This window comes from Sulfitobacter sp. PS-8MA, assembly GCF_040933935.1.
Classification (GTDB): domain Bacteria; phylum Pseudomonadota; class Alphaproteobacteria; order Rhodobacterales; family Rhodobacteraceae; genus Sulfitobacter.
Genome location: NZ_JBFQYJ010000007.1, coordinates 857,859 through 882,092 on the forward strand (window position 1 = coordinate 857,859; position 24,234 = coordinate 882,092).

The following is a 24,234-nucleotide window of genomic DNA, read 5'->3' on the forward strand; positions in this document are numbered from 1 at the left end:
GCATCTGCGCCGCCCGCGCCCGATCAAGACGCCATGACATTGAACCCCGCCGACACCGCCTTCGCCGATACCCTGCGCCCCCAGCTGCCCGAGGATGTGCTGCGCGCGCCTGCGCCGCGCTACCTTGAAGAACCCCGCGGCCGCTACGCCGGGCAGGGCGGCCTGCTGGCCCTGCCGCGCGACAGCGCTGAAGTCGCCACCCTGATCCGCGCCGCCCATGCAGCACAGGTGCCGGTCGTCCCCTACGGCGGCGGCACCGGGCTCGTCGGTGGCCAGATCAGCAGCCCCGGGCCTGCGCCCCTGATCCTCTCGCTCGAACGCATGAACCGCATCCGCGCCGTGCTGCCCGAGGAGAACGTCATGGTCGCTGAAGCCGGCGTGATCCTCGCCGATGTCCAAAGCGCCGCCGAAGAAGCAGGCCGCCTGTTCCCACTTTCCCTTGCCGCCGAGGGCACCGCCCGGATCGGCGGCACGCTCTCGACCAATGCAGGCGGGACCGGCGTGCTGCGCTACGGCAATGCCCGCGACCTCTGCCTCGGCCTCGAAGCGGTTCTGCCCGACGGGCAGATCTGGCACGGCCTCACCCGCCTGCGCAAGAACAACACCGGCTATGATCTGCGCCATCTGCTGATCGGCGCCGAAGGCACGCTCGGCATCATCACCGCCGCCGCGCTGAAACTCTACGCCCGCCCCGCCCGCAGTGGCACGGCGCTTCTGGTGGTCGACAGCCCCGCCGCGGCGCTGTCGCTCCTGTCCCTCGCCCGCGACCATATGGGCGAAATGATCAGCGGCTTCGAGTTGATGCACCATCAAGGTTACGATTTCCTGAACGAGGCCCTGCCAAAGATCCGCCAGCCCTTCGCCGCCGCCCCGGAATGGAGCGTGTTGGTCGAGATCGGCACCCCGGGCGAGATCGACACCGATGCTGCCCTCGAAACCCTCTTCGCCGCCGCGCTCGACGCGGGGCTCGTCTCGGACGGTCTGATCGCCCAGAACGCCCAGCAGGCCCAGGATTTCTGGACCATCCGCGAATCCATCCCCGAAGCCAACCGGCTCGTCGGCTCGGTCTCCAGCCATGACATCTCGGTGCCCTTGGGCGCGATCCCCGAATTCATCGCCCGCGCCACCGAAGCGCTCACCGCCCTCGGTGACTTCCGGATCAACTGCTTCGGCCATGTCGGCGATGGCAATCTGCACTACAACGTCTTCCCCGCCAAAGGCAAAACCCGCGCCGATTACGAAGACCGGCGCGGCGCGGTCAAACGCCTTGTCCATGACCTCGTGCAGGAGCTCGGCGGGTCTTTCAGCGCCGAACATGGCATCGGGCGGCTCAAGGTCGAGGACCTGGAACGCTATGGCGACCCCGCCAAACTCGCCGCCATGCGCGCCATCAAAGCCGCACTCGACCCCAAGGGCATCATGAACCCCGGCGCCGTGCTGCGCGGCTAAAGCCCGTCAAAAGCACAGAGCGCATGAACCTCTTTGCCAAGCGCTTCCAACCGCTTGCGCCCACCGAGCTCCGGCAGATCGATGATAAAGGCGCAGGACAGGATCTCGCCGCCCAAACGCTCGATCAGTTTGATCCCGGCCTCCGCCGTGCCGCCCGTGGCCAAGAGATCATCCACCACCAGGACCTTCTCGCCCGGTTTGATCGCATCGTCATGCAGCTCGACAATGGCCTCGCCATATTCCAGCTGATATTCCTGACTGATCACCGTTCCCGGCAGCTTGCCCTTCTTGCGGATCGGCACAAAGCCCACGCTGAGCTGATGCGCAATCGCCCCGCCAAGGATAAAGCCGCGCGCCTCCAGCCCCACCACCTTGTCAATCGCGATCCCGGCATAGGGATGCAGCATCTGATCAATCGCCATGCGAAACCCGCGCGGGTCGGCAAAAAGCGTCGTCACATCCCGAAACATGATCCCCTCATGCGGGAAATCGACAATCGTGCGAATATAGTCCTGAACCTGTTTCATGCCGCCCTTTCGCGTCGTTCAATCCGAACCGTCATAGCGCAGCGCGTCCCCCGGGCGAACCCCCCATCTGCGCGCCGCGCCCCGGCAGAGAAGGGGCGCCAAACCCCCTCCCTTCATCCTTTCTCAAATACCGTCCGCCGCCCGCCGCGCGCGCCTTGGCCCGCGGTCAAAGCATCCGCCCCGCCACCGCGTCCAGCTTGGCCACCAGCGCCGGGTCGCGGGCATCGGGCTGGGTCAGGATCGCAGATTCCAGCGCCCGGTCACAGCCATGCGGGCAGGGCGCGCGCCCGGCCCCCAGCAGCGCGGGCAGGCGCGCGACCATGTTGCGGCCCTTGTCGGCATTGCCCATCAGCGTGGCGATGATCTGTGTCACATCGACCTCACCATGGTCCGGATGCCAGCTGTCATAATCGGTGATCATCGCCACGCTCGCGTAACAAAGCTCGGCCTCGCGGGCCAATTTCGCCTCCGGCATATTGGTCATGCCGATCACATCCGCGCCCCAGCTTTCGCGGTACATCCTGGATTCCGCCAGGGTCGAGAACTGCGGCCCCTCCATCGCCAGATAGGTGCCACCGCGGTGCACATTGATGCCCGCCTCCCGCGCCGCGGTCTCGCAGGCATCGCCCAGGCGCGGGCAGGTCGGATGGGCCACGCTCACATGGGCCACGCAGCCCGGCCCGAAAAAGCTCTTTTCCCGCGCGGTTGTCCGGTCGATGAACTGGTCCACCACCACGAAATCGCCGGGGGCCATTTCCTCGCGAAAGGAGCCACAGGCCGAAACGCTGATCACATCGGTGCAGCCCAAACGCTTCAGCGCGTCGATATTGGCGCGGTAGGGGACCGAGGTCGGCGTATGCACATGGCCGCGCCCGTGGCGGGGCAGGAACACCATCGCCACCCCGTCGAGCGTCCCGGTCAGCACCTGATCCGAGGGCGCGCCCCAGGGCGTTTCCACCGTGATCCAGTCGGCATCCTGTAGCCCGTCGATGTCATAAAGGCCGGAGCCGCCGATCACGGCGATTTTCGTGTCTGTCATGGAAGTGCCTATGTCTTGGTTGCAATGCGCCTGCCGCAGAGAACCTCATAGAAACCCACAGGATTCAAGTGTTTTCGCCCCGGCTCGTCAGAGGTCTCTGCGCGTCTTGTGCCCCGATGCCGGCCCGTTACCTCAGGTTTCGCAAAGACCGTGCTGCGGCCAAAAGGCTTCCCCTCGCGGCAAAACTGTTCTAGGTGCAGCCAAAAGCGCCGCGCCGCTGCGGCCCCGGCGCCCCGATCCGTTTTCCGAAAGTCAAAGGACGCCCCCATGCGCGCCACGCTGCATAATTTTGCCAAGAACCTCGATGTGACCGACCTGCGCTGGATGCCGGAGGAAGGGTTCTCCATCGGACGCCTGCGTATTGAACTTCTGTCCGGCCTGACCGTGGCCCTCGCGCTGGTGCCAGAGGCCGTGGCATTCGCCTTTGTCGCCGGGGTGCATCCGCTGGTCGGGCTCTATGCTGCCTTCCTCGTGGGTCTCATCACCGCGCTGATCGGCGGGCGTCCGGGGATGATCTCGGGGGCGACGGGCGCGCTGGCGGTCGTGATGGTCGCCTTGGTGGCGCAGCATGGGGTCGAATACCTCTTTGCCACCGTGGTTCTGATGGGGCTGTTGCAGATTTTCGCCGGCGTCATGCAATGGGGCAAGTTCATTCGGCTGGTGCCGCATCCGGTGATGCTGGGCTTCGTGAATGGTCTGGCGATCGTGATTTTCCTGGCCCAGATGAGCCAGTTCAAAGTCCCCGGCACCATGGTCGACACCGGCCATGGCATGGGCGGCGGGGAATGGCTCTCGGGCCAGCCGCTCTATCTGATGCTGGGGCTGGTGGCCGCCACCATGGCGATCATCTGGATCACCCCGCGCATCACCAAGATCATTCCCGCACCCCTCGCTGGCATCGGGGTGATCGCGGCGCTGGTGATCGGCTTTGGCCTTGATGTGCCACGCGTGGGCGATCTGGCCTCGATCCAGGGCGGGCTGCCGGAGTTCCACATCCCGATGGTGCCGCTGACCTGGAAAACCCTTGAGATCATCCTGCCCTATGCGGTGATTCTGGCCGCCATCGGGCTCATCGAATCCCTGCTGACGTTGAACCTTGTGGGCGATCTGACCGGCAAGCGCGGCGGGGCGAGCCAAGAATGTATCGCCCAAGGGGTCGCCAATACGGTCACCGGTTTCTTCGGCGGCATGGGCGGTTGCGCGATGATCGGCCAGTCGATGATCAATGTGAAATCCGGCGGCCGCACCCGTGTGGCGGGCATCGCGGCGGCGGTCTTCCTGCTGCTCTTCATCCTGATCGGCTCTTCGGTGATTGAGTTGATCCCTCTGGCCGCGCTCGTGGGTGTGATGTTCATGGTGGTGATCGGCACCTTCGCGTGGAACTCGCTCACCATCCTGCGCAAAGTGCCGGCGATGGACGCTTTCGTGATCCTCTTGGTGACCGTGGTCACGGTGATGGAAGACCTTGCCGTGGCGGTGGTCGTGGGCGTGATCGTCTCGGCTCTGGCCTATGCCTGGAACAACGCGCGCCGCATCCATGCGACAACGCGGGATTCGGTGACCGAAAAGGGCGCCAAGGTCTATGAGATCCACGGCCCGCTGTTCTTTGGCTCTTCCGATGGTTTCGCCGAGCTTTTCGACGTGGAGAATGACCCCGAGGTGGTGATCGTCGATTTCGCCGACAGCCGGGTGGTGGACCAATCCGCCCTGCAGGCGATTGAGGCCATGGCGGCGAAATACGAGGCGGCGGGCAAGCGTTTGCAGCTGCGCCACCTGAGCCGCGATTGCCACCGGTTGCTGACCAAGGCCGGGCATCTCATGGTCGACAGCGACGATGACCCGCATTACGAGCTGGCGGTGGATTACGACGTGCGCACCGGGGTTCTGGGCGGGCACTGACAAGAAAACCCGGCACCGATAGGTGCCGGGTTTTCTGCAACTTGGTTGCGATTTCCACCCCGGCCCGGACTCAAGCCGCAGGCGCCCCTCTCAGCCCTCAATCATCCGGTCGTTTCAACTCAAACACATCCCGGACCGCGGCGTAATCACGGTATCCCAGACGCGACAGCGGCTGGAACTGCGTCACGTCAAACCGCCCGTCGACGATGCAATCATCGCGCAGATGCACGGCGATCACCTCGCCAAACACCACGAAATTCGCTTCCCCCGGCAGTTGCACGATCTGTGTCACCTTGCATTCCAAGTTCGCAGGCGCATCGGCCACCCGGGCGCAGGCGATCTGCTCGCATTCCGCCTTGGTGATCCCGGCGCGCTCGAACTCATCGGTGCCATGCGGCAATCCGGCAGAGGTCACATTCATCACATCCCGCGCGGCATATTCCACGATATTGACGCAGAACACCCCGGACTCGCGGATGTTGGAGACGGAATCCTTGGTCCCCGCCACATCCTCCTTGGCGCTGGTCGAGGCAAACATCACCTGCGGCGGCACATAGGCCACGGCATTGAAAAACGAATAGGGCGCAAGATTGTCGCGGCCCTGCCCATCGCGGCTTGAGATCCAGCCGATTGGGCGCGGGCTGACGACGGCGTTGAAAGGGTTATGCGGCAGGCCGTGGCCGTCTTCGGGGCGGTAGAACATGGGCACTCCTTGATGGTTTGCACCCATGGCTAGCCTCATGCTACGTCCGACGCCACCCGCAATTGCTTTCGAAAGCCCCCGGCCTTGCACCAATCCCCCTATAAGATGACCCCGGAGGTGCCAGACGATCATTGGGAGGTCGAAGCCCTCTATGACACCTGTTTTGCGCCGGGGCGTGAGGCGCTGTCCTCTTACCGGCTGCGCGATGGCGTGCCGCCCGTGGCGGGGCTGAGCCATGTGGCCCGTGACAGCGGCGGCATCCTCGCCGGGGCGATCCGCTATTGGCCGGTGCGGATCGGCGGCGCCGAGGCGCTGCTGCTGGGCCCGGTCGCGGTCCACCCCACGCGTCAGGGCGAGGGGCTGGGCGCGGCGCTGATCGCGACCTCTCTGGCCCGGGCCGCGCCTCTGGGCTGGCAACGCGTGATGCTGGTGGGGGATGCGCCCTATTACAGCCGTTTCGGCTTTACCCTGCTGCCAGATGTCGAAATGCCGCCCCCCACGAACCCCGCCCGCGTGCTGGGCCGCGCCCTCACGCCCGATGCCTGGACCGGCATCACCGGCAAAGTCTGCCGCTGGGTTTGATTTTCCCCGCCCGCCGACCCACATTGAGGCCAAGTGGAATGAGGGACGCCCATGAAGATCGAAAGCAACCTGCCCAGCACCGTCGACGTTGACGCGCGGCTCGATGAGATCGCGCGCCGCTACAAACAGGCGGGCGGCGTGGGCATCCATGTGCTCAACCTGATCGGCGGCAGCGCGGATGGGCTGATCGACCGGCTGCCCTCCCCGGTGCGCCGCAACCTCGAAAGCGCCACGATGAAGGCGCTGAACCATGCCATGCAGGCCGCCCATTCCAGCCGCAGCTATGTGAAAGACCAGCAGGGGTGGCTCAACCAAGCGGTCTCCACCGCCATGGGCGCGGCTGGCGGGGCAGGGGGTTTGCCCACGGCACTGGCCGAGCTTCCGGTCACCACGACGCTGCTGCTGCGCGTGATCCAAGGGGTCGCGGCGGAACATGGTTTTGATCCGGCGGCGGAAAACGTGCAATTCGACTGTGTCCATGTCTTCACCGCCGCCGGCCCTTTGGCCGAGGATGACGGCGCCGATCTGGGGTTCCTCACCGTGCGCATGGCGCTTACCGGTCGCGCCATGAACGCGGTGATCGCCCGTGTCGCCCCGCGCCTTGCGGTGGTGCTGGGCCAAAAACTCGCCGCCCAGGCGGTGCCGGTGCTCGGCGCGGTGGCCGGTGCCGCGACGAATTATGCCTATACCAGCTATTACCAGGACATGGCCCATGTGCATTTCGGCATGCGCAAACTGGCCATCGACGCGGACCTCTCCCAAGAAGAACTGGTCGCGCGTCTGCGTCAGAAAATGGGTCAGACAGCTCCCAAACTCTGATCCCCCCATTCTCTTTGGCCAAACAGAGGGGGGCTCCGCCTAGCGCCCGATGCTGCCCGGTGCCACGGTGGTGGCCTTGAGGATCGCATAGCAATTCACCCCCGCGCGCAGGTCCAACTCGCGCACCGCCCGCGCGGTCACCCGCGCCAGCAAACGGTCGCGGCCCGCCGTCAGGGCAATCGCCGCCCCCGGCCCATCACCGGGATGCACCGCCTCGACCCGCACCGGCAGGATATTGACCGAAGACAGCCCCCGAGGCCGGTCGCGCGACAGGATCACATCCTGCGCCAAGACCCGCAGCCGCACCCGCGCGCCCAGCGGGGCCTGGACGCCCGGCAGTTCCAACTGGCCCGCGCTGATCGCAAGGGTCGACAGCCCGTCCGGCGCATGGGCGATGACATCCGCCTCCAGCACCGCCCCGGCCTCGCGCACGCCCAAAAGCGGCACCGCGGCGGGGTCGGCCATCACGTCGAACAGCGCGCCCTGCGCCCGCAGACGCCCGTCCTGCAGCAGCACCAAACGGTCGGCCAGCCGGGCGATCTCGTCCACCGCATGGCTGACATAGAGGATCGGCAGGCATAGATCACCGTCGCGCAGCCGTTCCAGATAGGGCAGGATTTCCTGTTTGCGCGGCCCGTCAAGACTGGCCAGAGGCTCGTCCATCAACAGCATCCGCGGATGGCTGAGCAGCGCCCGGCCAAGCGCCACCCGCTGTTTTTCCCCACCCGAGAGCGTCGCAGGCGCGCGGCCCAGCAGCCCGGCCAGCCCGAGCAGCGCCACCACATCGTCAAACCCGGCGCCCGAACTGCCCCGCGGCGCGAAACGCGCGCCGAACCTCAGGTTCTGCTCGACGGTGAGATGCGGAAACAGCCGCGCGTCCTGAAAGACATAGCCCAGCCGTCGGCGGTGCGGCGGCACCCAGATGCCCGCTGCGGCGTCAAACAGCACCCGGCCATCCAGCACTACGCGCCCGGCCTCGGGGCGCAGCAGCCCGGCCACGGCGTCGATCACCGTCGTCTTACCCGCCCCGGAGCGCCCGAAAAGCGCGGTGATCCCGGCCCCGGCATCGAAGGCGAGATCAAGGTCAAAGCCCGCGAAACCGTGGTGCAGCGCCACTTCCAGCATCAGCGCGCCCCCGAAATACGTTTGGCCACCCGCCGCGCCAGCGCCTCGGACACCAGGACCGCCAGCAGGGCCACGAGCCCCGCCAGCGCCGCCATGACCAACGCCCGGCTTTCCCCGCCGGGCACCTGCAAGGCGGTCCAGATCGCACTGGGCAGGGTCTGGGTCTGGCCGGGGATATTGGCGACAAAGGTGATCGTGGCGCCAAACTCGCCCATCGCCTTGGCGAAGCCCATGACCGCCCCCGCCAGAATGCCCGGCAGGATCAGCGGCAGGGTGACGCGGGCAAAGACGCTGACCCGCGGCGCGCCCAGGGTGGCGGCGGCGGCTTCGATCTTGGGGTCGACCGCCTCGATCGCGAGCCGCATGGCGCGGACCATCAGCGGAAAGCCCATGATGATCGCCGCCAGCACCGCGCCGGTCCAGTGAAAGGCAAGGCCGATGCCAAAGCTCTCCAAGAGCCGCCCCAGCGGCGCATTGCGGCCAAAGGCCAGGAGCAGCAGATAGCCCGTCACCACCGGCGGCAGCACCAGCGGCAGATGCACCAGCGCGCTCAGCAGACCCTTGCCGCGAAACTCTTTGCGCGCCAATATCCAGGCCACCCAAAGCGCCAGCGGCAGCGACAGCAGCATCGCCACGCTCGCCACCCGCAGCGACAGCAGCAGCGCCTCCCAGGCGGCGGCATCAAGACCCATGGTCAGCCTTCAAGAACCCGTGATCCGCGAGGATCGCCTGCGCCGTGTCGCTCATCAGGAAGGCGACCAGCGCCGCGCCCTCGGGGGTCAGCGCCGCTGCGGGGTAGGTGATCGGATCATGCGCCTCGTCGGGGATTTCCATGACCACTTCAACCTGCGGCTCGGCCCGCGCGTCGCTGGCGTAGACCACGCCCAAAGGCGCATCGCCCCGTGCCACCAGTGCCAGGGCGGCGCGAACATTGTCGGTCTCGGCCAATCTGCTTTGCAAGGCATCCCAAAGCCCCGCCTGTTGTAGCCACTGCCGCGCATAGACCCCCGCCGGCACCGCCACGCGCTGGCCCATGGCAAGCCGTCCGCGGTCCCCCAGCCGGGGGGCAATCTCTGCCTCCGCAAGCGGGGCGGCCCCCGCAGGGGCGATCAGCACCAGACGGTTGCGGGCGAAAATCTGGGACGGCCCCTGCAGGCGTCCTTGCCCTTCCAGCCAATCCATCCAATCGCTGCTGGCCAGCAGCACCACATCCGCCGGCGCGCCCGCCGCGACCTGCCGGGCCATGGTGCCCGACCCACCATAGGCCAACGACAAGGGTCCGGGGAAGGCGGCGGCGATCTCCTCCAACACGCCGCGCAGGCTGGCGGCGGCAAAGACCGTGACGGGGGGCTCTGCCCCCGCACGGAGCGGCGTGGCGAGGGTGCAGATGAAGATGAAAAAAGCGGCGATCCGGTTCATGCCCGCACTATCTTTGATGCGCCGGGGCGGAGCAAGCGCATATGGTCAAGGCGCTGGCCGCGCGCTAGGCTCACGGTGATTTGACAGGACGCATATGACGACACAGACGCCGATCACGCGCAACCCGGCCGACAAGGCCGGTCAACGCCTGCAGCTGGCAGCGCTTTGCTGGCGGCGCAAGGCGGGCAGGCTGCAGGTATTGCTTGTCACCTCGCGCGGGCGCAAACGCTGGATCGTGCCCAAAGGCTGGCCGATGGCGGGCAAGCCGCCGCAGGAGAGTGCGCTGGTGGAAGCCTGGGAGGAAGCGGGCGTGCAGGGCAAGGCCGGGGCGGAGCCTTTGGGGAGCTACAGCTATACCAAAGCCGGGCCCAAAGGGCCGATTGCCTGTCTGGCGCTGCTCTATCCGGTAAAGGTCAAGGCGCTGGCCAAACACTACCCCGAAGCGGGGCAACGCCAGCGGCGCTGGTGTTCGCCGAAAAAGGCGGCAGGCTTGCTCGATAACGCCGATCTGGCAAGGTTGATCCTGCATTTCGACCCCAAGTCTGCCGCGCGTTAAGGCGCAGCCGGAGGGGCAGGGCGGCGCCCCATGCGCTTGACCTCATCGCCGCCGCAGCCCATTTAAAGAGCAGAGTTAAGGACTGCGCAGATGATCCGTTATGCATTGAAATGCGAAGCCGGGCATGGTTTCGACAGTTGGTTCCAGTCCGCCGCGGCCTTTGACAGCCTTGCCCGCGCGGGGCATCTGGCCTGCGTTGTCTGCGGCTCATCCGAGGTCAGCAAATCCCTGATGGCGCCGCGCGTGACCTCTAAAGAAACGCCGGAGGCTGACGTGTCGGCCAAGAAAGACCCAGCCACTCAGACCGCCCCCACGCTCTCCAAACCGCAAAGCGAGGTCGAACAGGCCCTCGCCAGCCTGCGGCGCAAGGTGGAGGAAAGTGCCGATTACGTCGGCAAGAACTTCGTCAAAGAGGCCCGTGCCATGCATGAGGGGCGCAGCCCCGAACGGTCAATCTACGGCGAAGCGCGGCTCGATCAGGCCCGCGCTCTGGTCGCGGAAGGCGTGCCGCTGATGCCGCTGCCGTTCAAACCCAAACGCGAACTTTCCTAAAGGAACGCCCATGACCACCGTCATCACCGGCGCAAGCCGCGGCATCGGAGCGGCTTTGGCCGCGCAGTACAGGGCCGCCGGGGAAGAGGTGATCGGCACCGCACGCGGGGCCGGGGCAGAGGCCAAGCTGGATGTGACCGACCCGCAAAGCCACGCGGCTTTCGCCGCCACGCTCAAGGGCCGCCCGCTGGACCTGCTGATCTGCAATGCGGGTGTCTATCTCGACAAGGGCGATGATCTGCAAAGCGGTTTTGGTGCGGAGCTTTGGGCGCAGAGCTTTGCTACCAATGTCACCGGGGTTTTCCTGACTGTGCAAAGCCTGCTCGACAATCTCCGCGCGGCAGCGGGAGCCAAAATCGCGATCATCGCCTCGCAGATGGGCTCGCAGACCAAAGCTCCCGGCGGCAGCTATATCTACCGTGCCTCCAAGGCGGCGGCGATCAATCTGGGGCGTAATCTGGCGGTCGATCTGAAATCTGACGGCATCGCGGTGGGCATCTACCATCCCGGCTGGGTGCAGACGGATATGGGCGGGGCCTCGGGCGACATCACGGCGCAGGCTTCGGCGCAGGGGCTGGCCGAGCGTATCGCGGCGCTCGATCTTTCCCATAGCGGCGCGTTCGAGACATGGGACGGGCGCGCGCATCCTTTCTGATCCCCCGCCCTTGGGTGTGAAATAGGCTTGCCTCTGCCGGTCCCGCGGCTTAGACCGCGCTGGACTGTTGCGCGGGGGACAAAATGCCTGTTCTGGTTATGAAATTCGGTGGGACTTCGGTCGCCACATTGGACCGTATCCGCCGCGCGGCGAAACGCGTGGGCGTTGAGGTCTCCAAGGGCTATGACGTGATCGTCATCGTCTCGGCCATGTCCGGTGAGACCAATAAGCTGGTGGGTTTCGTCAGTGAGACCTCGCCGCTTTATGACGCGCGTGAATATGACGCCATCGTGTCGAGCGGGGAGAATGTCACCGCCGGGCTCATGGCGCTGACGCTTCAGGAAATGGACGTGCCGGCGCGCTCCTGGCAGGGCTGGCAGGTGCCGGTGCGCACCACCGACGCCCATTCCGCCGCAAGGATCGAGGAAATCCCCACCGACAATATCACCGCCAAATTTGGCGAGGGCATGAAGGTCGCCGTGGTCGCGGGTTTCCAGGGCATCAGCCCGCAGGGCCGGATCACCACGCTGGGCCGGGGCGGGTCGGACACCACCGCCGTGGCCTTTGCCGCCGCCTTTGGCGCGGAACGTTGCGACATCTACACGGATGTCGACGGCGTCTATACCACCGACCCACGGGTCGAGGCCAAGGCGCGCAAACTTGATAAGATCGCCTTTGAAGAAATGCTTGAACTGGCCTCGCTCGGGGCGAAAGTCTTGCAAACCCGCTCGGTCGAACTGGCGATGCGGTATAAGGTCAAGCTGCGGGTGCTCAGCAGTTTCGAGGAACAATCGGACGCAGCCGGAACGCTGGTCTGCGATGAGGAGGAAATCATGGAAAGCAATGTGGTGGCCGGGGTCGCGTTTTCCCGTGATGAAGCGAAATTGACTCTCTTGTCCGTGGCCGACCGGCCCGGCATCGCGGCAACGATCTTTACCGCGCTCAGCGATGCGGGCGTGAATGTCGATATGATCGTGCAGAATATCTCCGAAGAAGGCCGCACCGATATGACGTGGTCCTGCCCCGTCGATCAGGTGGCCCGGGCCGAGAAAGCCATGCAAAAGGCGCATGAAGACGGGATCATCAACTACCAGGAACTCGTCGCCGACAAGGGCGTGGCCAAGGTCTCGGTCGTGGGCATCGGGATGCGCAGCCACACCGGCGTGGCGGCCAAGATGTTCAAAGTGCTCTCGGATGAGGGCATCAACATCAAGGTCATCACCACGTCCGAGATCAAGATCAGCGTGCTGATCGACCGCAAATATATGGAACTGGCCGTGCAGGCGCTGCATGACGCCTTTGAACTCGACAAGGCCGCCTAAGAGGGCTGCCCAATTATCAGGCGGCTTTGAACCGCTGGGTCGGGGCGGGCGGCAGGGTGCCGCAAAAGGCAGCACCTCTGCGGCCTGCCCCGATCGGTTTTACGCAAATTGCATTTCTATCTTTGCGTGAGTGCGCTAAACCCTGAACCAGAAGGGCAGGGACAGATCCGATGGCCGAACGTATTGAAACCGAAAGCCGAAAGCTGCTGGGGCGTCTGCGCGATGCCATGGCGGGCGATGTTGCGGGTCAGGCGCGGCTGGATAAGATCACCCATCTCATTGCCAATTCCATGGGTTGCGAGGTCTGTTCGATCTATCTGTTCCGCGACGAAGACACGCTGGAGCTTTGCGCCACCGAGGGTCTGAACGCCGCCGCGGTGCATGAAACCCGGATGAAACTGGGCGAAGGTCTGGTTGGCCGCGTGGCCAAGCGGCGCAGCGTTATCAACACGCCCAATGCGCCCCAGGCGGCGGGCTTTCGCTTCATGCCGGAGACGGGGGAGGAGATCTATTCCTCCTTCCTCGGCGTGCCGGTGCAACGGCTGGGCGAAACGCTGGGCGTGCTGGTGGTACAGTCCAAGGCGGCGCGGGAATTTTCCGCCGATGAGGTCTATGCGCTTGAGGTCGTGGCCATGGTGCTGGCCGAAATGGCCGAACTGGGCGCTTTCGTCGGCGAAGGGGCGGCGATGTCGGCGCGGCACAGCCAGCCGGTCCTGTTTCGCGGCACGGTGGCGCAAGAGGGCGTGGCCGAGGGGCATGTCTGGCTGCATGAGCCGCGTGTCGTCGTCTCGAACCCCATCGCCGACGATCCCGAGCGCGAGACCGAGCGTCTGACCGAGGCGGTCGAGCAATTGCGCGTCAGCGTTGACCAATTGTTAAGCCTTACCGCCGACAAAGAACAGCAACAGGTGCTCGAAGCCTACCGCATGTTTGCCAATTCCAAAGGCTGGATGCGGCGCATGGTGGAGGATATTCAAAGCGGTCTCAGCGCCGAGGCCGCGGTGGAGAAAGAGCAATCCATGGCCCGCGCCCGTTTGGGGCAGGTCAGTGACGCCTATCTGCGCGAGCGGCTGTCGGATCTCGACGACCTGTCGAACCGTCTGCTGCGCAATCTGACCGGGCAGGGCAGTGACACCGGCGCCGAGATGCCGGTGGACCCGATCCTTGTGGCGCGCAACATCGGCCCGGCGGAGCTGCTGGACTATGGCCGCTCGCTGCGCGGCATCGTGCTGGAGGGCGGCTCGGTCGGCAGCCATGCGGCGATCGTGGCGCGGGCGCTGGCGATTCCGCTGATCGTTCATGCCAATCGGGTGACCAATGACGCGCTCAATGGCGACCATATCATGATCGACGGGGAACAGGGGGTTGTGCATCTACGCCCGGATGAAAACGTCGCCACCGCCTTTCGCGACAAGATCGCCATGCAGGCCGCAGCACAGGAACGCTACGCCTCGATCCGCGACAAACCGGCCGAGACGAAATGCGGGCGGGTGATCAGTCTCCAGATGAACGCGGGCCTGATGGCGGACCTGCCGTCACTCGAAGGATCGGGCGCCGAGGGCGTCGGGCTGTTCCGCACCGAGCTGCAATTTCTGGTCCGTAACCAGATGCCCCGCCGCACCGAGCTGGCCGCCCTCTATGCCCGCGTGCTGGATGCCGCCCATGGCAAACGCGTGGTGTTCCGCACGCTCGACATCGGGTCGGACAAGGTGCTGCCCTATATGAAACCCAATGACGAGCCGAACCCCGCGCTCGGCTGGCGGGCGATCCGGGTAGGATTGGACAAACCCGGCGTGATGCGGATGCAGCTTCAGGCGCTGATCCGCGCCGCCGGCGGGCGGCCCTTGGCGGTGATGTTTCCCTTTGTCGCGCAGTTCGAAGAGTTCCGCGCCGCGCGGGACGAGATGGACAAGGCGATGGAGCGCGAGCGTATCCTTGGCCACCGCCTGCCCGAAAAGGTCGAGATCGGCGCCATGTTGGAAACCCCCAGCCTTGCCTTTGCGCCAAAGAAATTTTTTGAAGAGGTCGAGTTTCTCTCCATCGGGGGCAATGACCTCAAGCAATTCTTCTTTGCCGCGGACCGTGAAAACGAGCGCGTGCGCAAACGCTATGACACGTTGAATGTGTCGTTCCTGACCTTCCTCGAAAACATCGTGGAACGCTGTGCCGAGACCGGCACGGCGCTGTCTTTCTGCGGCGAAGATGCCGGGCGTCCGGTCGAAGCGCTCTGTTTCGCGGCGATTGGGCTGAACACGCTGTCGATGCGCCCGGCCTCCATCGGCCCGGTCAAAAGCCTGCTGCGGCGTTGCAATCTCGACGATGTGCGCGAGGTGATCCACGCCGCCCGCGAACGCGGCGAGATGTCGGTGCGCGGCGCGGTGATGGACTACGTGCGCCAGCAGCATCAGACTTGACGCGCCGGGTCGGCTGAGCGGCGCGGAACGCCTCGGCGCGCCCTAGCCGCAGGAGGTGGAGAGGGCGATGGGGGATAGGGTCCAGAGCGTTGCGACCAGGCCAGTCCATGCGGTCGCAAGGCGGACCCAGCGATAGAACCCGCGCGGCGCCGCGGAACGCGGCCTTGCCGCGGCCCACATCAGGAGCAGTTGCAGCAGGATGGCCCCCGCCCAGGCCGAGAGCAGCGCCCAGCGGAACAGCGACAGGGCGGGCAGGGTCACATCGGTCCAGTCAAAGGCACAGCCGATACCATGCAGCCCATAGATCGCGCTGAAACTGGCAAGCCAGAGCAGCAGCGGCAGCAGGATGCGGAAAAGCTCTCTCACGCGATCATCCCCGGCAGATGGGCGGCGAGCAGGATCAGCACCGTGATCGCCGCCAGATAATCCGACCAAAGCGCCACCACGGCAAACCCCGTCCGGCGCCGTGGCGAGGTATAGCCGCGCCGGACCTGCAGGATCAGAAAGCCCTGCATCAGCAGCACGAGCAGCGCATGGGCCAGCCCATAGGCCGTAAGGACCATCAGCGTCGCCGCATAGGCGTGGCTGTCCGGCGGCGGCAGGCGCAATAGCATCAGCGCAAAGCCCCCCCCGGTGACCGCCGTGGCCAGCAGCGCCGGGGCAAGGGCGGCCATCGGGGTGGCACCGGCGCGGTTGCGACGGGCGCTCAGATGCTGGGCCGCCGCCGCTGCCAGCGCCGCGCCGCTGCCGAGGGCAAGCTCGACCCAGGAGGGGGCGAGCCATTGCGCCGGGGGCCAGCCGGGCGCGACGGTCCAGAGGAAGGCATAGCCAAAGAGCAGCGAGCCGAAGAACGTGGCATTGGCCACCAGAAGGAAGGTCGAGCCCCACCAGCCCGGCGATCTGTCGCCCTCGCGCGCCAGCGGCAACAGGGTGCCGCGCCCGACTTTCTGCGGCCCTTGATCCTCCCGCGCGCCCAACTGCCAGACCCAGAGCAGCGCCAATGCCGCCACGCCGGCCAGCGCCAATGGGGTAAGCCAGAAGAGTTTCAGCAGGATCGACAGGAAGAAGCCGCCCGTCACCGCCGCCATCAGGATCGGCAGCCTTGTGTTGCCGGGGTAGATGACCAGCGCCTCGGGGCGGCCACTGGCGGCATCCACCATCAGGGTCTCGCGCCGGCCTGCTCTCGGCACGCCAAGATAGCCTTCGCCCTTGGCCAGCCGGTTGGCGAGGTCCGGGGTCTCGTGCAGCGGGCGCCGCGCGTCAACCTCGGGCAGGCTGGCGAAATTATAGGCGGCGGGTGGCGACATGCCGGCCCATTCCAGCGTCCCGGCGCGCCAGGGGTTGCGCCGTCCGCGCACTGCCACGAAGCCGTGAATGACGATATCGACCAACACCATGGCAAGGCCGATCGCCATGATGAAACTGCTCACCGAGGAGATGAAGTTGATCACCCCCCAGCCGGTCTCGGCGTCATAGGTGTCGATCCGTCGCCGCTGGCCCAGCAACCCGACCCAATGCATCGCCAGAAAAGTGCCATGAAACCCAAGGAAGATCAGCGCGAAGGCCAGTTCGCCGAGCCGAAACAGCCGCTTGCGCCCGCTCACCAGCGGCAGCCAGTAGTAGATCCCGGCGAGGATCGGAAAGACGAAACCTCCGAAGAGCACATAGTGTAGATGCGCGGTGATGAAGGCGGTGTCATGGGCCTGCCAGTCAAAGGGCACCACGGCCACCATCACGCCGGTCAGCCCGCCGATCACGAAGGTGACGAAGAACCCGAGGATATGCAGCATCGGCAGATGCAACTCGGGCCGCCCTTTCCACATCGTGCCGATCCAGGCAAAGACCTGCACCCCCGTCGGCACCGCCACCAGCGTCGAGGCGGCCGAGAAGAACGCCAGCCCCATATGCGGGATGCCGGTGGTGAACATGTGATGCACCCAGAGCCCGAAACTGAGGAAGGCCAGCGCCAAGGCGCTCGCGACGATCCAGCCGTAGCCCAGCAGCGTGGTCCGCGCCATCACCGGGATCACGGTGGAGATCACCCCCGCGGCGGGCAGGAAAATGATATAGACCTCCGGATGACCGAACAGCCAGAACAGGTGTTGCCAGAGCAGGCTGTCGCCGCCCAGATCGGCCTGAAAGAACGGCAGGCCAAAGGCGCGTTCGACCTCCAAAAGCACCGAGCCAAGGATCAGCGGCGGGAAGCCGGTGAGGATCATCAGCGAGGTGACCAGCGCGTACCAGGCAAAGATCGGCATCTTGTCGAGCGACATGCCGGGCGCGCGGTATTTCAGGATCGAGACGGTGAACTCCACCGCCGCGCAGATCGCCGAGATCTCGACGAAGGTAATGCCGATGAGCCAGAAATCGGTGTTGATGCCGGGCGAATGGAGCGGCCCGGTGAGCGGCGGATACATGAACCAGCCGCCATCGGGCGCGATGCCGAAAAACAGCGCCACCAGCAGCATCGCCCCGCCGAAGGCGTAGCACCAGTAGCCATAGGCGGTGAGCCGGGGATAGGCGAGGTCGCGGGTGCCCAGCATTTTCGGCAGCAGATAGATCGCCAACCCCTCGAAGGTGGGGATGGCGAAAAGGAACATCATGATCGTGCCATGCATGGTAAAGAACTGCGCGAAGGCACCGGCATCGACAAAGGCGGAATCGGGTGTCGCCAGTTGCGCGCGGATCAGCATCGCCAGCACCCCGCCGACGAGGAAGAAGAAAAAGGCGGTGGCAAGGAACATCCGCCCGAGGTCGGTATGGTTCACGCTGCTGGTCCAGCCCTTCCAGCCCGACTCGGAGGCCCAGATCGCATCCAACTCGCGGTGACGGCGCAGCGCGTTCATGGTGTCTCCCTCGCGGTAAAGGCGGCCCAGCCCGCCGGGTCATGGGCCTCGACGGTGAAGGTATGGCGGCTGTAGCCCGGGCCATTGTATTCCGCGGTGAGGCCACGGTAGGTGCCGGGCGCATCGGCCTCGATCCGCAGCACATTGACATGACCGGGAATGGCATCGAGCTTTCCGGCCAGCCGCGGCACCCAGAAGCTATGCACCACGTCCCGGCTGGTGATCGCCACATCGACGGGCCGCCCGGCGGGGATATGCAGCAGGTTCTCGGTGACATGGCCGGGGCGGTCGTCATAGGAAAAGCGCCAAGCCCATTGCCAGGCCTCGGCCTCGACCCGCACCACATCCGCCGCCGCGCGGGGCATGAGTCGCTCGCCGGCGATCAGCCCATAGGCCAGCAGCGCGGCAAGCACCGTGATGGAGAAACACAGACCCAGACCGATGATCCAGAATTTCTCGTCCCGCCCGGCAGCGCCGTCACGCGCAGGCGCCCGGAAAGCGCCGATGACCAAAGCCCCCACCAACGCCAGGATCAGCCCCGCGCCGATCAGCATCACCCACCAGAGCGTGGCGATAGCGCGCGCCGCCGGACCTGCCGGATCGACCACCGACAGATCACCGCTGCAACCAATCAGCAGGCTGCACGTTGTGCCAGCAATCACCCCGCGAAGGAGCCTGCCCCGATGAGCGACCAAAGCAATGAGCCGACCGAGGACCGGCTGATCGACCCGATCGCCTCCCAACCCGGCTATGAGGAGACCGAGACCCGCATCGCGCTCGAAGGGCACCCGATCCACGCGATGAGCGTGGCCTTTCCCATCGCGCTGTCCTTCTGCCTGCTGGGGGCCGATCTGCTCTACTGGTGGACCGGCGATGCCTTCTGGGCGCGGGCTGCGCTCTGGGCGGCGGGGACGGCGTTCTTTTTCGGCGTGCTGGCGGGGTTTTCCGGCACCGCCGAGCTTCTGCTCGTGAGCGGCATCCGCTCGCGCGCCGCGGCCTGGACCCATGCGATCATCGCCGTCACCCTGCTGGCGGTGCTGGGCGCGAACTGGGGCCACAGGCTCTATGGCTACCAAGAGGCGGTGCTGCCTTTCGGCATCCTCCTGTCGGGGCTCGGCGCGGTAATGGTGGGGTTCACGGGTTGGCATGGGGGTAAATTGGTCTTTGATTATCGTTTGGGCACGTCGAAGGGCAATTGACCGCCGCGCGGTTCCTGTAGCCAGTCGGGCAGGGGGAAGTTCCAGAGATCAGGTTTGCCGAGGACCAGCATGAGGATTGCGATGACGGGGATGCCGACGGCGGTGATCGGCAGATAGGGCGGGGGCAGGCGGTGCTTTTCCGGTTTCTCGGCCACTTGCACCACCAGATGTCCGATCCAGGCATGGGCAGCGGCAAGGGCCGCGACAAAGAGCAGCTTAGCATAGAGCCAAGGCACGAAGACTTCGCGAAAAAAGATCAGCCAAGTGCCCGCCACCACCGCGACAACGGCGGCGGGGGTGACAAGGATGGCATAGGTCGTATGGGTAGCCCGGCGGATGCGCCCGTAATAGTCGCGCGACGCGGAAGGGTCATGGCGCGACAGCATCAGAGGCAGGGCCAGAAGCCCGGCGCACCACAGGATGAGCGCGGCAATATGCACGCCCTTGAAGAGGGTGATCAGAACCGGAAACCAGCCGCTCACGTAGCGCCAGCCCGCAGCGTCGCCCAGCCGCGCCGGGCCACGGCCCCGGCAGCGATGGCATAGGGCAAGCCGGCCGGCACCCACATCAGGACGCCGCCCAACTGCTGGTCGGTCAGCGGGGAAAAGCCCCAATTGAGCGGCGCGAGGGCATGGGCGGCGTAAAGCGCCTCGGGCGCGAAGGTCAGCAGCGCGCCCAGAAGCCCCATCTGCGCAAAGCCCGCGATCAGCAGGGTGAGGGCCTCGACCGGACTGCGCCCCTGCGCAAAGACGGCGCGCCAGAACCACAGGGCAGAGCCCAGAAGGCTGATCTGCATCAGCCAATAGACCCCGACATGCGACAGCGCGAGGTCATAGGCGACCGGCAGATGCCAGAGCCAAAGCACCACCGTCGAGACCGCAAAGGCCAGCATCGCCCCACCAGCGCGCCGCGCGGGCCATGCGCAGGCCAAGAGCGGCGCGGCAACGGCGACGAGCAGCACATGATGCACCACCCGGGCCGAGAACAGCGCCGAAGAAAGCGCGCAAAGCGGCGAGACGAAGGCCAGCACCAGAACGCCGACGGCCAGCATCCCGTGACCACTACGGGCGCGCAGGACGACAACAAAAAGCAGGAGCAGGGTGGTCAGAAGCAGCGGGTCGAAGTTCCAGCGCAGCCAAAGGCTCTCCGGCAGCGGGGCCGGGCCACAATAGGTTCGAATCCAAGCGTCGCTGAGCAAGGTCTTCTTTTCCCTTCCGTCGTTCCCTTACAAGAACGCCGCGCGCGCGCGCTTCGTTCCAAACGAAATGCGGCGCGGTCTGGTTCACATCCTGCCCATCAAATTTTCTTGACCCGCTGTGAAACCGATCCACTTTCTACCACAGGGCGCATTCAGCCCCTGTCTCATGCACCATTTGGAGGGGTCACTTGTCTTTTCCGACGCGTCGCAGAATCCTGAAGTCCCTGCTCATCGGTGGCACCGCCATTGCCGCCCCCTCGGCTGTTTTCGGCGCGCTCTATGGCCGGGGCGCGGGGATGCCCTGGGAGCCGCTGAAGGGGCAGCCGCCCTATTATGGCACCTATGAGGACCGCTTTTTCACCCCCGAGGAGCGCGAGGCCGTCGCCGCCATCTGCGCACGGCTGATCCCCTCGGACGAGGACGGGCCGGGCGCGATCGAGGCCGATGTGATCACCTTTCTCGACCGGCAGATGGCGGGGTTCTACGGGCGCGGCCAGCATTGGTATATGAAAGGCCCTTTCCTCGAAGGCACCGCGACCCAAGGCTATCAGAGCGAACATCCCCCGGCACAGCTTTACCGCCATGCCCTGGCCGAGCTTGACGCCTATAGCCGCGCCCAGCATGACGCCGGCTTTGCCGCGCTGACGGAGGCGCAGCAGGACGAAATTCTCAAGGGGATGGATGACGAGGAAATCACCTTCGAAGGGGTCTCGGCCAAGGCGTTTTTTGACCTGATCCTGAAAAACACCATTGAGGGCTATTTCGCCGATCCGATCTACGGCGGCAACCGCGACATGGTGGCCTGGCATTACGTGGGCTTTCCGGGCGCCCGCTATGATTACCGCGATTTCGTGGGCCACAACGGCGCGCGCATCGACCTGCCGCCGGTGAGCCTGATGGGCCGCCCCGGCTGGAACGTTCCTGAGTGAGAGACGAGGTGACCCCATGACGAAACAGCTTCCCAAGGTCGATGTGGTTCTGGTCGGCTTCGGCTGGACCGGGGCGATCTATGCCGAGAAGCTGACCGCCGCCGGGATGGAGGTGCTGGCGCTGGAACGCGGGCCATGGCGCGACACGCCCAAGGATTTCGCCACCACCTTCGCGCAGGACGAGCTGCGCTATTACTGGCGCCACGGCATGTTCCAGGAGGCGTCGCAATCCACCGTCACCTTCCGCAACAACGGCGCGCAGACCGCCCTGCCGATGCGGCATTGGGGCTCCTTCCTGCCCGGCAATGGGGTGGGCGGCTCGGGCGTGCATTGGAACGGCCAGACCTACCGCTTTCTGCCCTCGGACTTTGTCGCCAAGAGCCACAACGAAGAGCGCTACGGCCCGCTGCCCGAAGAGATGACGATCCAGGACTACGGTGTCACCTACGACGAGCTGGAGCCGCATTTCGACTATTTCGAGAAGATCTGCGGCATCTGCGGCACCGCGGGCAACCTGCGCGGCGAGATCCGGGCGGGCGGCAACCCTTTCGAGGGGCCGCGCAGCGATGAATACCCCAATCCGCCGATGGAGATGACCTTTTCGCAGGACCGTTTCGAGGCCTCGGCGCGGGCGTTGGGGCTGAACCCTTTCCCGGTGCCCTCGGCCAATATGTCGCGCGCCTATGTCAACCCGCTGGGACTGCAGCTGGCGCCCTGCACCTATTGCGGTTTCTGCGAGAAACATGGCTGCGGCAACTACTCCAAATCCTCGCCGCAGACCACGATCATCCCGGTCCTGATGCAGCGAGAGAATTTCACCCTGCGCACCGATTCCGAAGTGCTTTCGGTCGAGAAGTCCGGCGATGGCACGCGCACCACCGGGGTGACTTACGTCGATACCAGCGGCGAAGAGTTCTTCCAGCCTGCCGAGGTCGTGGTGCTCTGCGCCTATCCGCTGGAGAACACCCGGCTGATGCTGCTCTCCGAGATCGGCACGCCCTATGACCCGCAGACCGGCGCGGGCGTGGTGGGCAAGAACTACTGCTATCAGGTGATGTCCGGCGCGACGGTCTTCTATGACGAGGAATATACCAACGGTTTCGTCGGCGCCGGCGCGCTCGGCATGGTGGTGGATGAATACAACGGCGACAATTTCGACCATTCCGGGCTGGGCTTTATCGGCGGCGGCTATGTCGCCTGCTACACCACCAACGCCCGCCCGATCGAAAGCCACCCGGTGCCCGACGGCGTGCCAGGCTGGGGCAGCGAATGGAAGCAGTCGGTCCGGGCCAATTTCCTCAAGACCACCAGCGTCGGCGTGCATGGCGCCTCGATGGCGCATCGCAGCAATTACCTCGATCTTGATCCGACCTATACCGACCGGCATGGCAGGCCGCTCTTGCGCATGACCTATGATTTCACTCTCAACGACCGCCGGTTGACCGCCCATATCACCCCCTTCGCCGAAGAGATCGCCCGCGGCATGGGCGGGCGCGAGGTCAATGTGGCCGAGCGCAAGGGCTCCTACGACACGATGCCCTATCAGACCACCCATAACACCGGCGGCACGATCATGGGCACCGACCCGCAGACCAGCGTCTGCAACCGCTATTGCCAGAGCTGGGACCTGCACAATCTCTTCGTCGCCGGGGCGGGGCTGTTTCCGCAGAACGCGGGCTACAACCCCACCGGCACCGTCGCGGCGCTGGCCTACTGGTCGGTGGCGGCGATCATCGATCAATATATGGCCGATCCCGGCCCGCTGGTGCAGACATGAGACGGCTGGCGCTGATCACCGCCCTCTGCAGCGCCACCTTCGGGTCGGCACAGGCGCAGGAGCTTTCCTCCTCGGAAGTGGAGCGTGGCCGCTATCTGACGCAAGCTGGCGACTGCAAAGCCTGCCACACGGATATCGAAAACGACGGCATCCCCTTCGCGGGGGGGCGGGCGCTGTCGACACCCTTTGGCACGATCTATTCCTCAAACCTCACGCCCGACGATGAAACCGGGCTCGGCCGCTGGTCGCGCGAGGATTTCTACAACGCGCTGAACGAGGGGATCGACGACGAGGGCCGCCATCTCTACCCGGCGATGCCCTATCCCTATTTCACCCTGATGACCCGTGGCCAGACCGATGCGATCTTTGCCTATCTGCAATCGCTCGAACCGGTACATGTGGAGGAAGAGGAGAACGAGCTGCCCTTCCCGCTTAACATCCGCCTGTCGGTGAGCGGCTGGAAACTGTTGTTCTTCGAGGATGAGGACTTCGTGACCGATCCCGACCGCTTCGAGGCATGGAACCGCGGGCGGTTCCTCGTCGACGGGCCGCTGCATTGCGGTGGCTGCCACACGGGCAAGAACCTTTTGGGCGCCAGCAAGGACGATGAATATCTGCGCGGCGGCACGTTGGAGAATTGGTTCGCGCCCAACATCCGCGGCGGCGAAAACGGCGGCATCGCCCATTGGGACGAGGACGACATCTTCGAGTTCCTGAAATACGGCCGCGCCGAGCACACCGCCCCGATGCAACGCATGGGCGAGGTCGTCTCGATCTCGACCCAGTTCCTCGACGAGACCGACCTGCGCGCCGTCGCCACCTATCTCAAGAGCCTCGACGATGAGCTGCGCGAGCCGGAAGAGGCGCCCGAGACGGCGCGGATGGCGGCCGGCGAAGGGCTCTACTTCGACAATTGCGCCGCCTGCCATGCCGCCGATGCCTCGGGCGTGCCCTATTTCTTCGCCCCGCTCAGCACGTCGAACAAGCTGCATGCCAAGGATCCCTCGACCGCCATCCGCATCATCCTAGGCGGCGCCCGGGCACAGCCGACCGAAACGATCCCCAGCATGCTCGCCATGCCGCCCTTCGCCTGGAAGCTGACCGACGCGCAGATCGCCGACCTGCTGACCTATCTGCGCAACAGCGGCGACCGCCGCAGCGGCGCGGTCTCGACCGAGGCGGTGGCCGAGATGCGCGAATATCTCTCCGAAGAACATTGAGGGC

The 24,234-nt window shown here is 65.4% G+C and carries 24 protein-coding genes; 13 read left to right on the forward strand and 11 right to left on the reverse strand.

All coding sequences use genetic code 11. The features are described 5' to 3' along the window. Positions 1-33 precede the first annotated feature (33 nt). A complete protein-coding gene (locus tag AB4M76_RS17745; RefSeq protein WP_368443371.1) occupies positions 34-1,449 on the forward strand; it encodes an FAD-binding oxidoreductase in 1,416 nt (471 codons plus the stop codon). Here AB4M76_RS17745 and AB4M76_RS17750 read toward each other — a convergent pair. Both AB4M76_RS17750 and AB4M76_RS17755 read right to left on the reverse strand, forming a co-directional pair. Continuing rightward, positions 1,446-1,976 (reverse strand): adenine phosphoribosyltransferase, encoded by a 531-nt coding sequence (locus AB4M76_RS17750; RefSeq protein ID WP_368443373.1) that lies wholly within the window; start codon positions 1,974-1,976, stop codon positions 1,446-1,448. The two genes, AB4M76_RS17745 and AB4M76_RS17750, sit on opposite strands and share 4 nt — an antisense overlap. A 166-nt stretch (positions 1,977-2,142) precedes the next feature. Next, entirely contained in the window at positions 2,143-3,015 is an 873-nt protein-coding gene (locus tag AB4M76_RS17755) for an S-methyl-5'-thioadenosine phosphorylase (RefSeq protein ID WP_368443375.1), read from the reverse strand. Between the two features lie 267 nt (positions 3,016-3,282). Here AB4M76_RS17755 and AB4M76_RS17760 point away from each other — a divergent pair, with 267 nt between their 5' ends. Continuing rightward, entirely contained in the window at positions 3,283-4,914 is a 1,632-nt protein-coding gene (locus AB4M76_RS17760; protein ID WP_368443377.1) for a SulP family inorganic anion transporter, read from the forward strand. A gap of 97 nt (positions 4,915-5,011) precedes the next feature. Here the strand turns inward: AB4M76_RS17760 and AB4M76_RS17765 are convergent, their stop codons facing one another. Next, positions 5,012-5,617: a flavin reductase family protein gene (locus AB4M76_RS17765; RefSeq protein WP_368443379.1), complete on the reverse strand. Its 606-nt coding sequence runs from the start codon at positions 5,615-5,617 to the stop codon at positions 5,012-5,014. Between the two features lie 105 nt (positions 5,618-5,722). Here AB4M76_RS17765 and AB4M76_RS17770 point away from each other — a divergent pair, with 105 nt between their 5' ends. Together AB4M76_RS17770 and AB4M76_RS17775 are read left to right on the forward strand one after the other, a co-directional pair. Then, positions 5,723-6,199, forward strand: coding sequence for a GNAT family N-acetyltransferase (locus AB4M76_RS17770; protein ID WP_368443556.1), 477 nt, complete (start codon positions 5,723-5,725; stop codon positions 6,197-6,199). A gap of 51 nt (positions 6,200-6,250) precedes the next feature. Further along, positions 6,251-7,018, forward strand: a complete 768-nt coding sequence (locus AB4M76_RS17775) for an EcsC family protein (protein WP_368443381.1) — start codon at positions 6,251-6,253, stop codon at positions 7,016-7,018. A gap of 39 nt (positions 7,019-7,057) precedes the next feature. On the opposite strand, the gene modC is transcribed toward AB4M76_RS17775, so the two are convergent. The 3 genes from modC to modA are packed head-to-tail and all read right to left on the reverse strand — an operon-like array spanning position 7,058 to position 9,562. Then, positions 7,058-8,146, reverse strand: a complete 1,089-nt coding sequence (modC, locus tag AB4M76_RS17780; RefSeq protein WP_368443557.1) for a molybdenum ABC transporter ATP-binding protein — start codon at positions 8,144-8,146, stop codon at positions 7,058-7,060. Further along, a complete protein-coding gene (gene modB, locus AB4M76_RS17785; protein WP_368443383.1) occupies positions 8,143-8,835 on the reverse strand; it encodes a molybdate ABC transporter permease subunit in 693 nt (230 codons plus the stop codon). The genes modC and modB overlap by 4 nt, the downstream gene beginning before the upstream one ends. After that, positions 8,825-9,562: a molybdate ABC transporter substrate-binding protein gene (gene modA, locus AB4M76_RS17790; protein ID WP_368443385.1), complete on the reverse strand. Its 738-nt coding sequence runs from the start codon at positions 9,560-9,562 to the stop codon at positions 8,825-8,827. The genes modB and modA overlap by 11 nt, the downstream gene beginning before the upstream one ends. Before the next feature lie 94 nt (positions 9,563-9,656). Between modA and AB4M76_RS17795 the strand changes: the two genes are divergently transcribed. The 5 genes from AB4M76_RS17795 to ptsP all read left to right on the forward strand — a co-directional run bounded on the left by AB4M76_RS17795 (position 9,657) and on the right by ptsP (position 15,061). Further along, on the forward strand, positions 9,657-10,118 hold the full coding sequence (locus AB4M76_RS17795) for an NUDIX hydrolase (protein WP_368443386.1): 462 nt from the start codon (positions 9,657-9,659) through the stop codon (positions 10,116-10,118). A 90-nt stretch (positions 10,119-10,208) separates the two neighbouring features. Further along, the gene (locus AB4M76_RS17800) at positions 10,209-10,670 is read left to right on the forward strand and encodes a DUF1178 family protein (RefSeq protein WP_368443387.1); all 462 of its coding nucleotides are present in this window, start codon (positions 10,209-10,211) and stop codon (positions 10,668-10,670) included. A 10-nt stretch (positions 10,671-10,680) separates the two neighbouring features. Next, positions 10,681-11,325, forward strand: coding sequence for an SDR family NAD(P)-dependent oxidoreductase (locus AB4M76_RS17805; protein ID WP_368443388.1), 645 nt, complete (start codon positions 10,681-10,683; stop codon positions 11,323-11,325). Between the two features lie 83 nt (positions 11,326-11,408). Beyond that, positions 11,409-12,647: an aspartate kinase gene (locus tag AB4M76_RS17810; protein WP_368443389.1), complete on the forward strand. Its 1,239-nt coding sequence runs from the start codon at positions 11,409-11,411 to the stop codon at positions 12,645-12,647. Between the two features lie 170 nt (positions 12,648-12,817). Next, entirely contained in the window at positions 12,818-15,061 is a 2,244-nt protein-coding gene (ptsP, locus tag AB4M76_RS17815; RefSeq protein ID WP_368443390.1) for a phosphoenolpyruvate--protein phosphotransferase, read from the forward strand. A gap of 42 nt (positions 15,062-15,103) precedes the next feature. On the opposite strand, the gene AB4M76_RS17820 is transcribed toward ptsP, so the two are convergent. From AB4M76_RS17820 to AB4M76_RS17830, 3 genes are read right to left on the reverse strand one after another with little or no spacing between them, the layout of a single operon-like run. Continuing rightward, on the reverse strand, positions 15,104-15,427 hold the full coding sequence (locus tag AB4M76_RS17820) for a hypothetical protein (protein ID WP_368443391.1): 324 nt from the start codon (positions 15,425-15,427) through the stop codon (positions 15,104-15,106). Then, positions 15,424-17,907 carry a cytochrome c oxidase subunit I gene (gene ctaD / locus AB4M76_RS17825; protein ID WP_368443392.1) on the reverse strand — a complete coding sequence of 828 codons (2,484 nt, stop codon included), beginning with the start codon at positions 17,905-17,907 and terminating at the stop codon, positions 15,424-15,426. The genes AB4M76_RS17820 and ctaD overlap by 4 nt, the downstream gene beginning before the upstream one ends. Further along, entirely contained in the window at positions 17,904-18,569 is a 666-nt protein-coding gene (locus AB4M76_RS17830; RefSeq protein ID WP_368443393.1) for a cytochrome c oxidase subunit II, read from the reverse strand. The genes ctaD and AB4M76_RS17830 overlap by 4 nt, the downstream gene beginning before the upstream one ends. A gap of 21 nt (positions 18,570-18,590) precedes the next feature. Here AB4M76_RS17830 and AB4M76_RS17835 point away from each other — a divergent pair, with 21 nt between their 5' ends. Next, a complete protein-coding gene (locus AB4M76_RS17835) occupies positions 18,591-19,106 on the forward strand; it encodes a DUF2231 domain-containing protein (RefSeq protein WP_368443394.1) in 516 nt (171 codons plus the stop codon). Here AB4M76_RS17835 and AB4M76_RS17840 read toward each other — a convergent pair. Together AB4M76_RS17840 and AB4M76_RS17845 are read right to left on the reverse strand one after the other, a co-directional pair. Further along, entirely contained in the window at positions 19,076-19,588 is a 513-nt protein-coding gene (locus AB4M76_RS17840) for a CopD family protein (RefSeq protein WP_368443395.1), read from the reverse strand. The two genes, AB4M76_RS17835 and AB4M76_RS17840, sit on opposite strands and share 31 nt — an antisense overlap. Then, a complete protein-coding gene (locus AB4M76_RS17845) occupies positions 19,585-20,304 on the reverse strand; it encodes a cytochrome c oxidase assembly protein (protein WP_368443397.1) in 720 nt (239 codons plus the stop codon). Before AB4M76_RS17845 ends, AB4M76_RS17840 begins: the two co-directional genes overlap by 4 nt. Positions 20,305-20,492: 188 nt before the next feature. On the opposite strand from AB4M76_RS17845, the gene AB4M76_RS17850 reads away from it, so the two are divergent. Genes AB4M76_RS17850 through AB4M76_RS17860 form a run of 3 tightly spaced genes read left to right on the forward strand, consistent with a single transcriptional unit; the run spans position 20,493 to position 24,230 of the window. After that, positions 20,493-21,233 carry a gluconate 2-dehydrogenase subunit 3 family protein gene (locus tag AB4M76_RS17850; protein ID WP_368443398.1) on the forward strand — a complete coding sequence of 247 codons (741 nt, stop codon included), beginning with the start codon at positions 20,493-20,495 and terminating at the stop codon, positions 21,231-21,233. A 16-nt stretch (positions 21,234-21,249) separates the two neighbouring features. Then, positions 21,250-23,010, forward strand: coding sequence for a GMC family oxidoreductase (locus tag AB4M76_RS17855; protein WP_368443399.1), 1,761 nt, complete (start codon positions 21,250-21,252; stop codon positions 23,008-23,010). Continuing rightward, entirely contained in the window at positions 23,007-24,230 is a 1,224-nt protein-coding gene (locus AB4M76_RS17860) for a cytochrome c (protein ID WP_368443400.1), read from the forward strand. Before AB4M76_RS17855 ends, AB4M76_RS17860 begins: the two co-directional genes overlap by 4 nt. Positions 24,231-24,234: the final 4 nt, after the last annotated feature.

Bases quoted from the DNA above. Each gene is read 5' to 3' on its own strand.
- ptsP (WP_368443390.1), top strand. From the start codon at position 12,818: ATGGCCGAACGTATTGAAACCGAAAGCCGAAAGCTGCTGGGGCGTCTG.
- AB4M76_RS17765 (WP_368443379.1), bottom strand. From the start codon at position 5,617: ATGTTCTACCGCCCCGAAGACGGCCACGGCCTGCCGCATAACCCTTTC.
- modA (WP_368443385.1), bottom strand. From the start codon at position 9,562: ATGAACCGGATCGCCGCTTTTTTCATCTTCATCTGCACCCTCGCCACG.
- AB4M76_RS17770 (WP_368443556.1), top strand. From the start codon at position 5,723: ATGACCCCGGAGGTGCCAGACGATCATTGGGAGGTCGAAGCCCTCTAT.
- AB4M76_RS17835 (WP_368443394.1), top strand. From the start codon at position 18,591: ATGAGCGACCAAAGCAATGAGCCGACCGAGGACCGGCTGATCGACCCG.
- AB4M76_RS17800 (WP_368443387.1), top strand. From the start codon at position 10,209: ATGATCCGTTATGCATTGAAATGCGAAGCCGGGCATGGTTTCGACAGT.
- modB (WP_368443383.1), bottom strand. From the start codon at position 8,835: ATGGGTCTTGATGCCGCCGCCTGGGAGGCGCTGCTGCTGTCGCTGCGG.
- AB4M76_RS17860 (WP_368443400.1), top strand. From the start codon at position 23,007: ATGAGACGGCTGGCGCTGATCACCGCCCTCTGCAGCGCCACCTTCGGG.
- AB4M76_RS17750 (WP_368443373.1), bottom strand. From the start codon at position 1,976: ATGAAACAGGTTCAGGACTATATTCGCACGATTGTCGATTTCCCGCAT.
- ctaD (WP_368443392.1), bottom strand. From the start codon at position 17,907: ATGAACGCGCTGCGCCGTCACCGCGAGTTGGATGCGATCTGGGCCTCC.
- AB4M76_RS17795 (WP_368443386.1), top strand. From the start codon at position 9,657: ATGACGACACAGACGCCGATCACGCGCAACCCGGCCGACAAGGCCGGT.
- AB4M76_RS17805 (WP_368443388.1), top strand. From the start codon at position 10,681: ATGACCACCGTCATCACCGGCGCAAGCCGCGGCATCGGAGCGGCTTTG.
- AB4M76_RS17760 (WP_368443377.1), top strand. From the start codon at position 3,283: ATGCGCGCCACGCTGCATAATTTTGCCAAGAACCTCGATGTGACCGAC.
- AB4M76_RS17855 (WP_368443399.1), top strand. From the start codon at position 21,250: ATGACGAAACAGCTTCCCAAGGTCGATGTGGTTCTGGTCGGCTTCGGC.
- AB4M76_RS17810 (WP_368443389.1), top strand. From the start codon at position 11,409: ATGCCTGTTCTGGTTATGAAATTCGGTGGGACTTCGGTCGCCACATTG.
- AB4M76_RS17755 (WP_368443375.1), bottom strand. From the start codon at position 3,015: ATGACAGACACGAAAATCGCCGTGATCGGCGGCTCCGGCCTTTATGAC.
- AB4M76_RS17745 (WP_368443371.1), top strand. From the start codon at position 34: ATGACATTGAACCCCGCCGACACCGCCTTCGCCGATACCCTGCGCCCC.
- AB4M76_RS17775 (WP_368443381.1), top strand. From the start codon at position 6,251: ATGAAGATCGAAAGCAACCTGCCCAGCACCGTCGACGTTGACGCGCGG.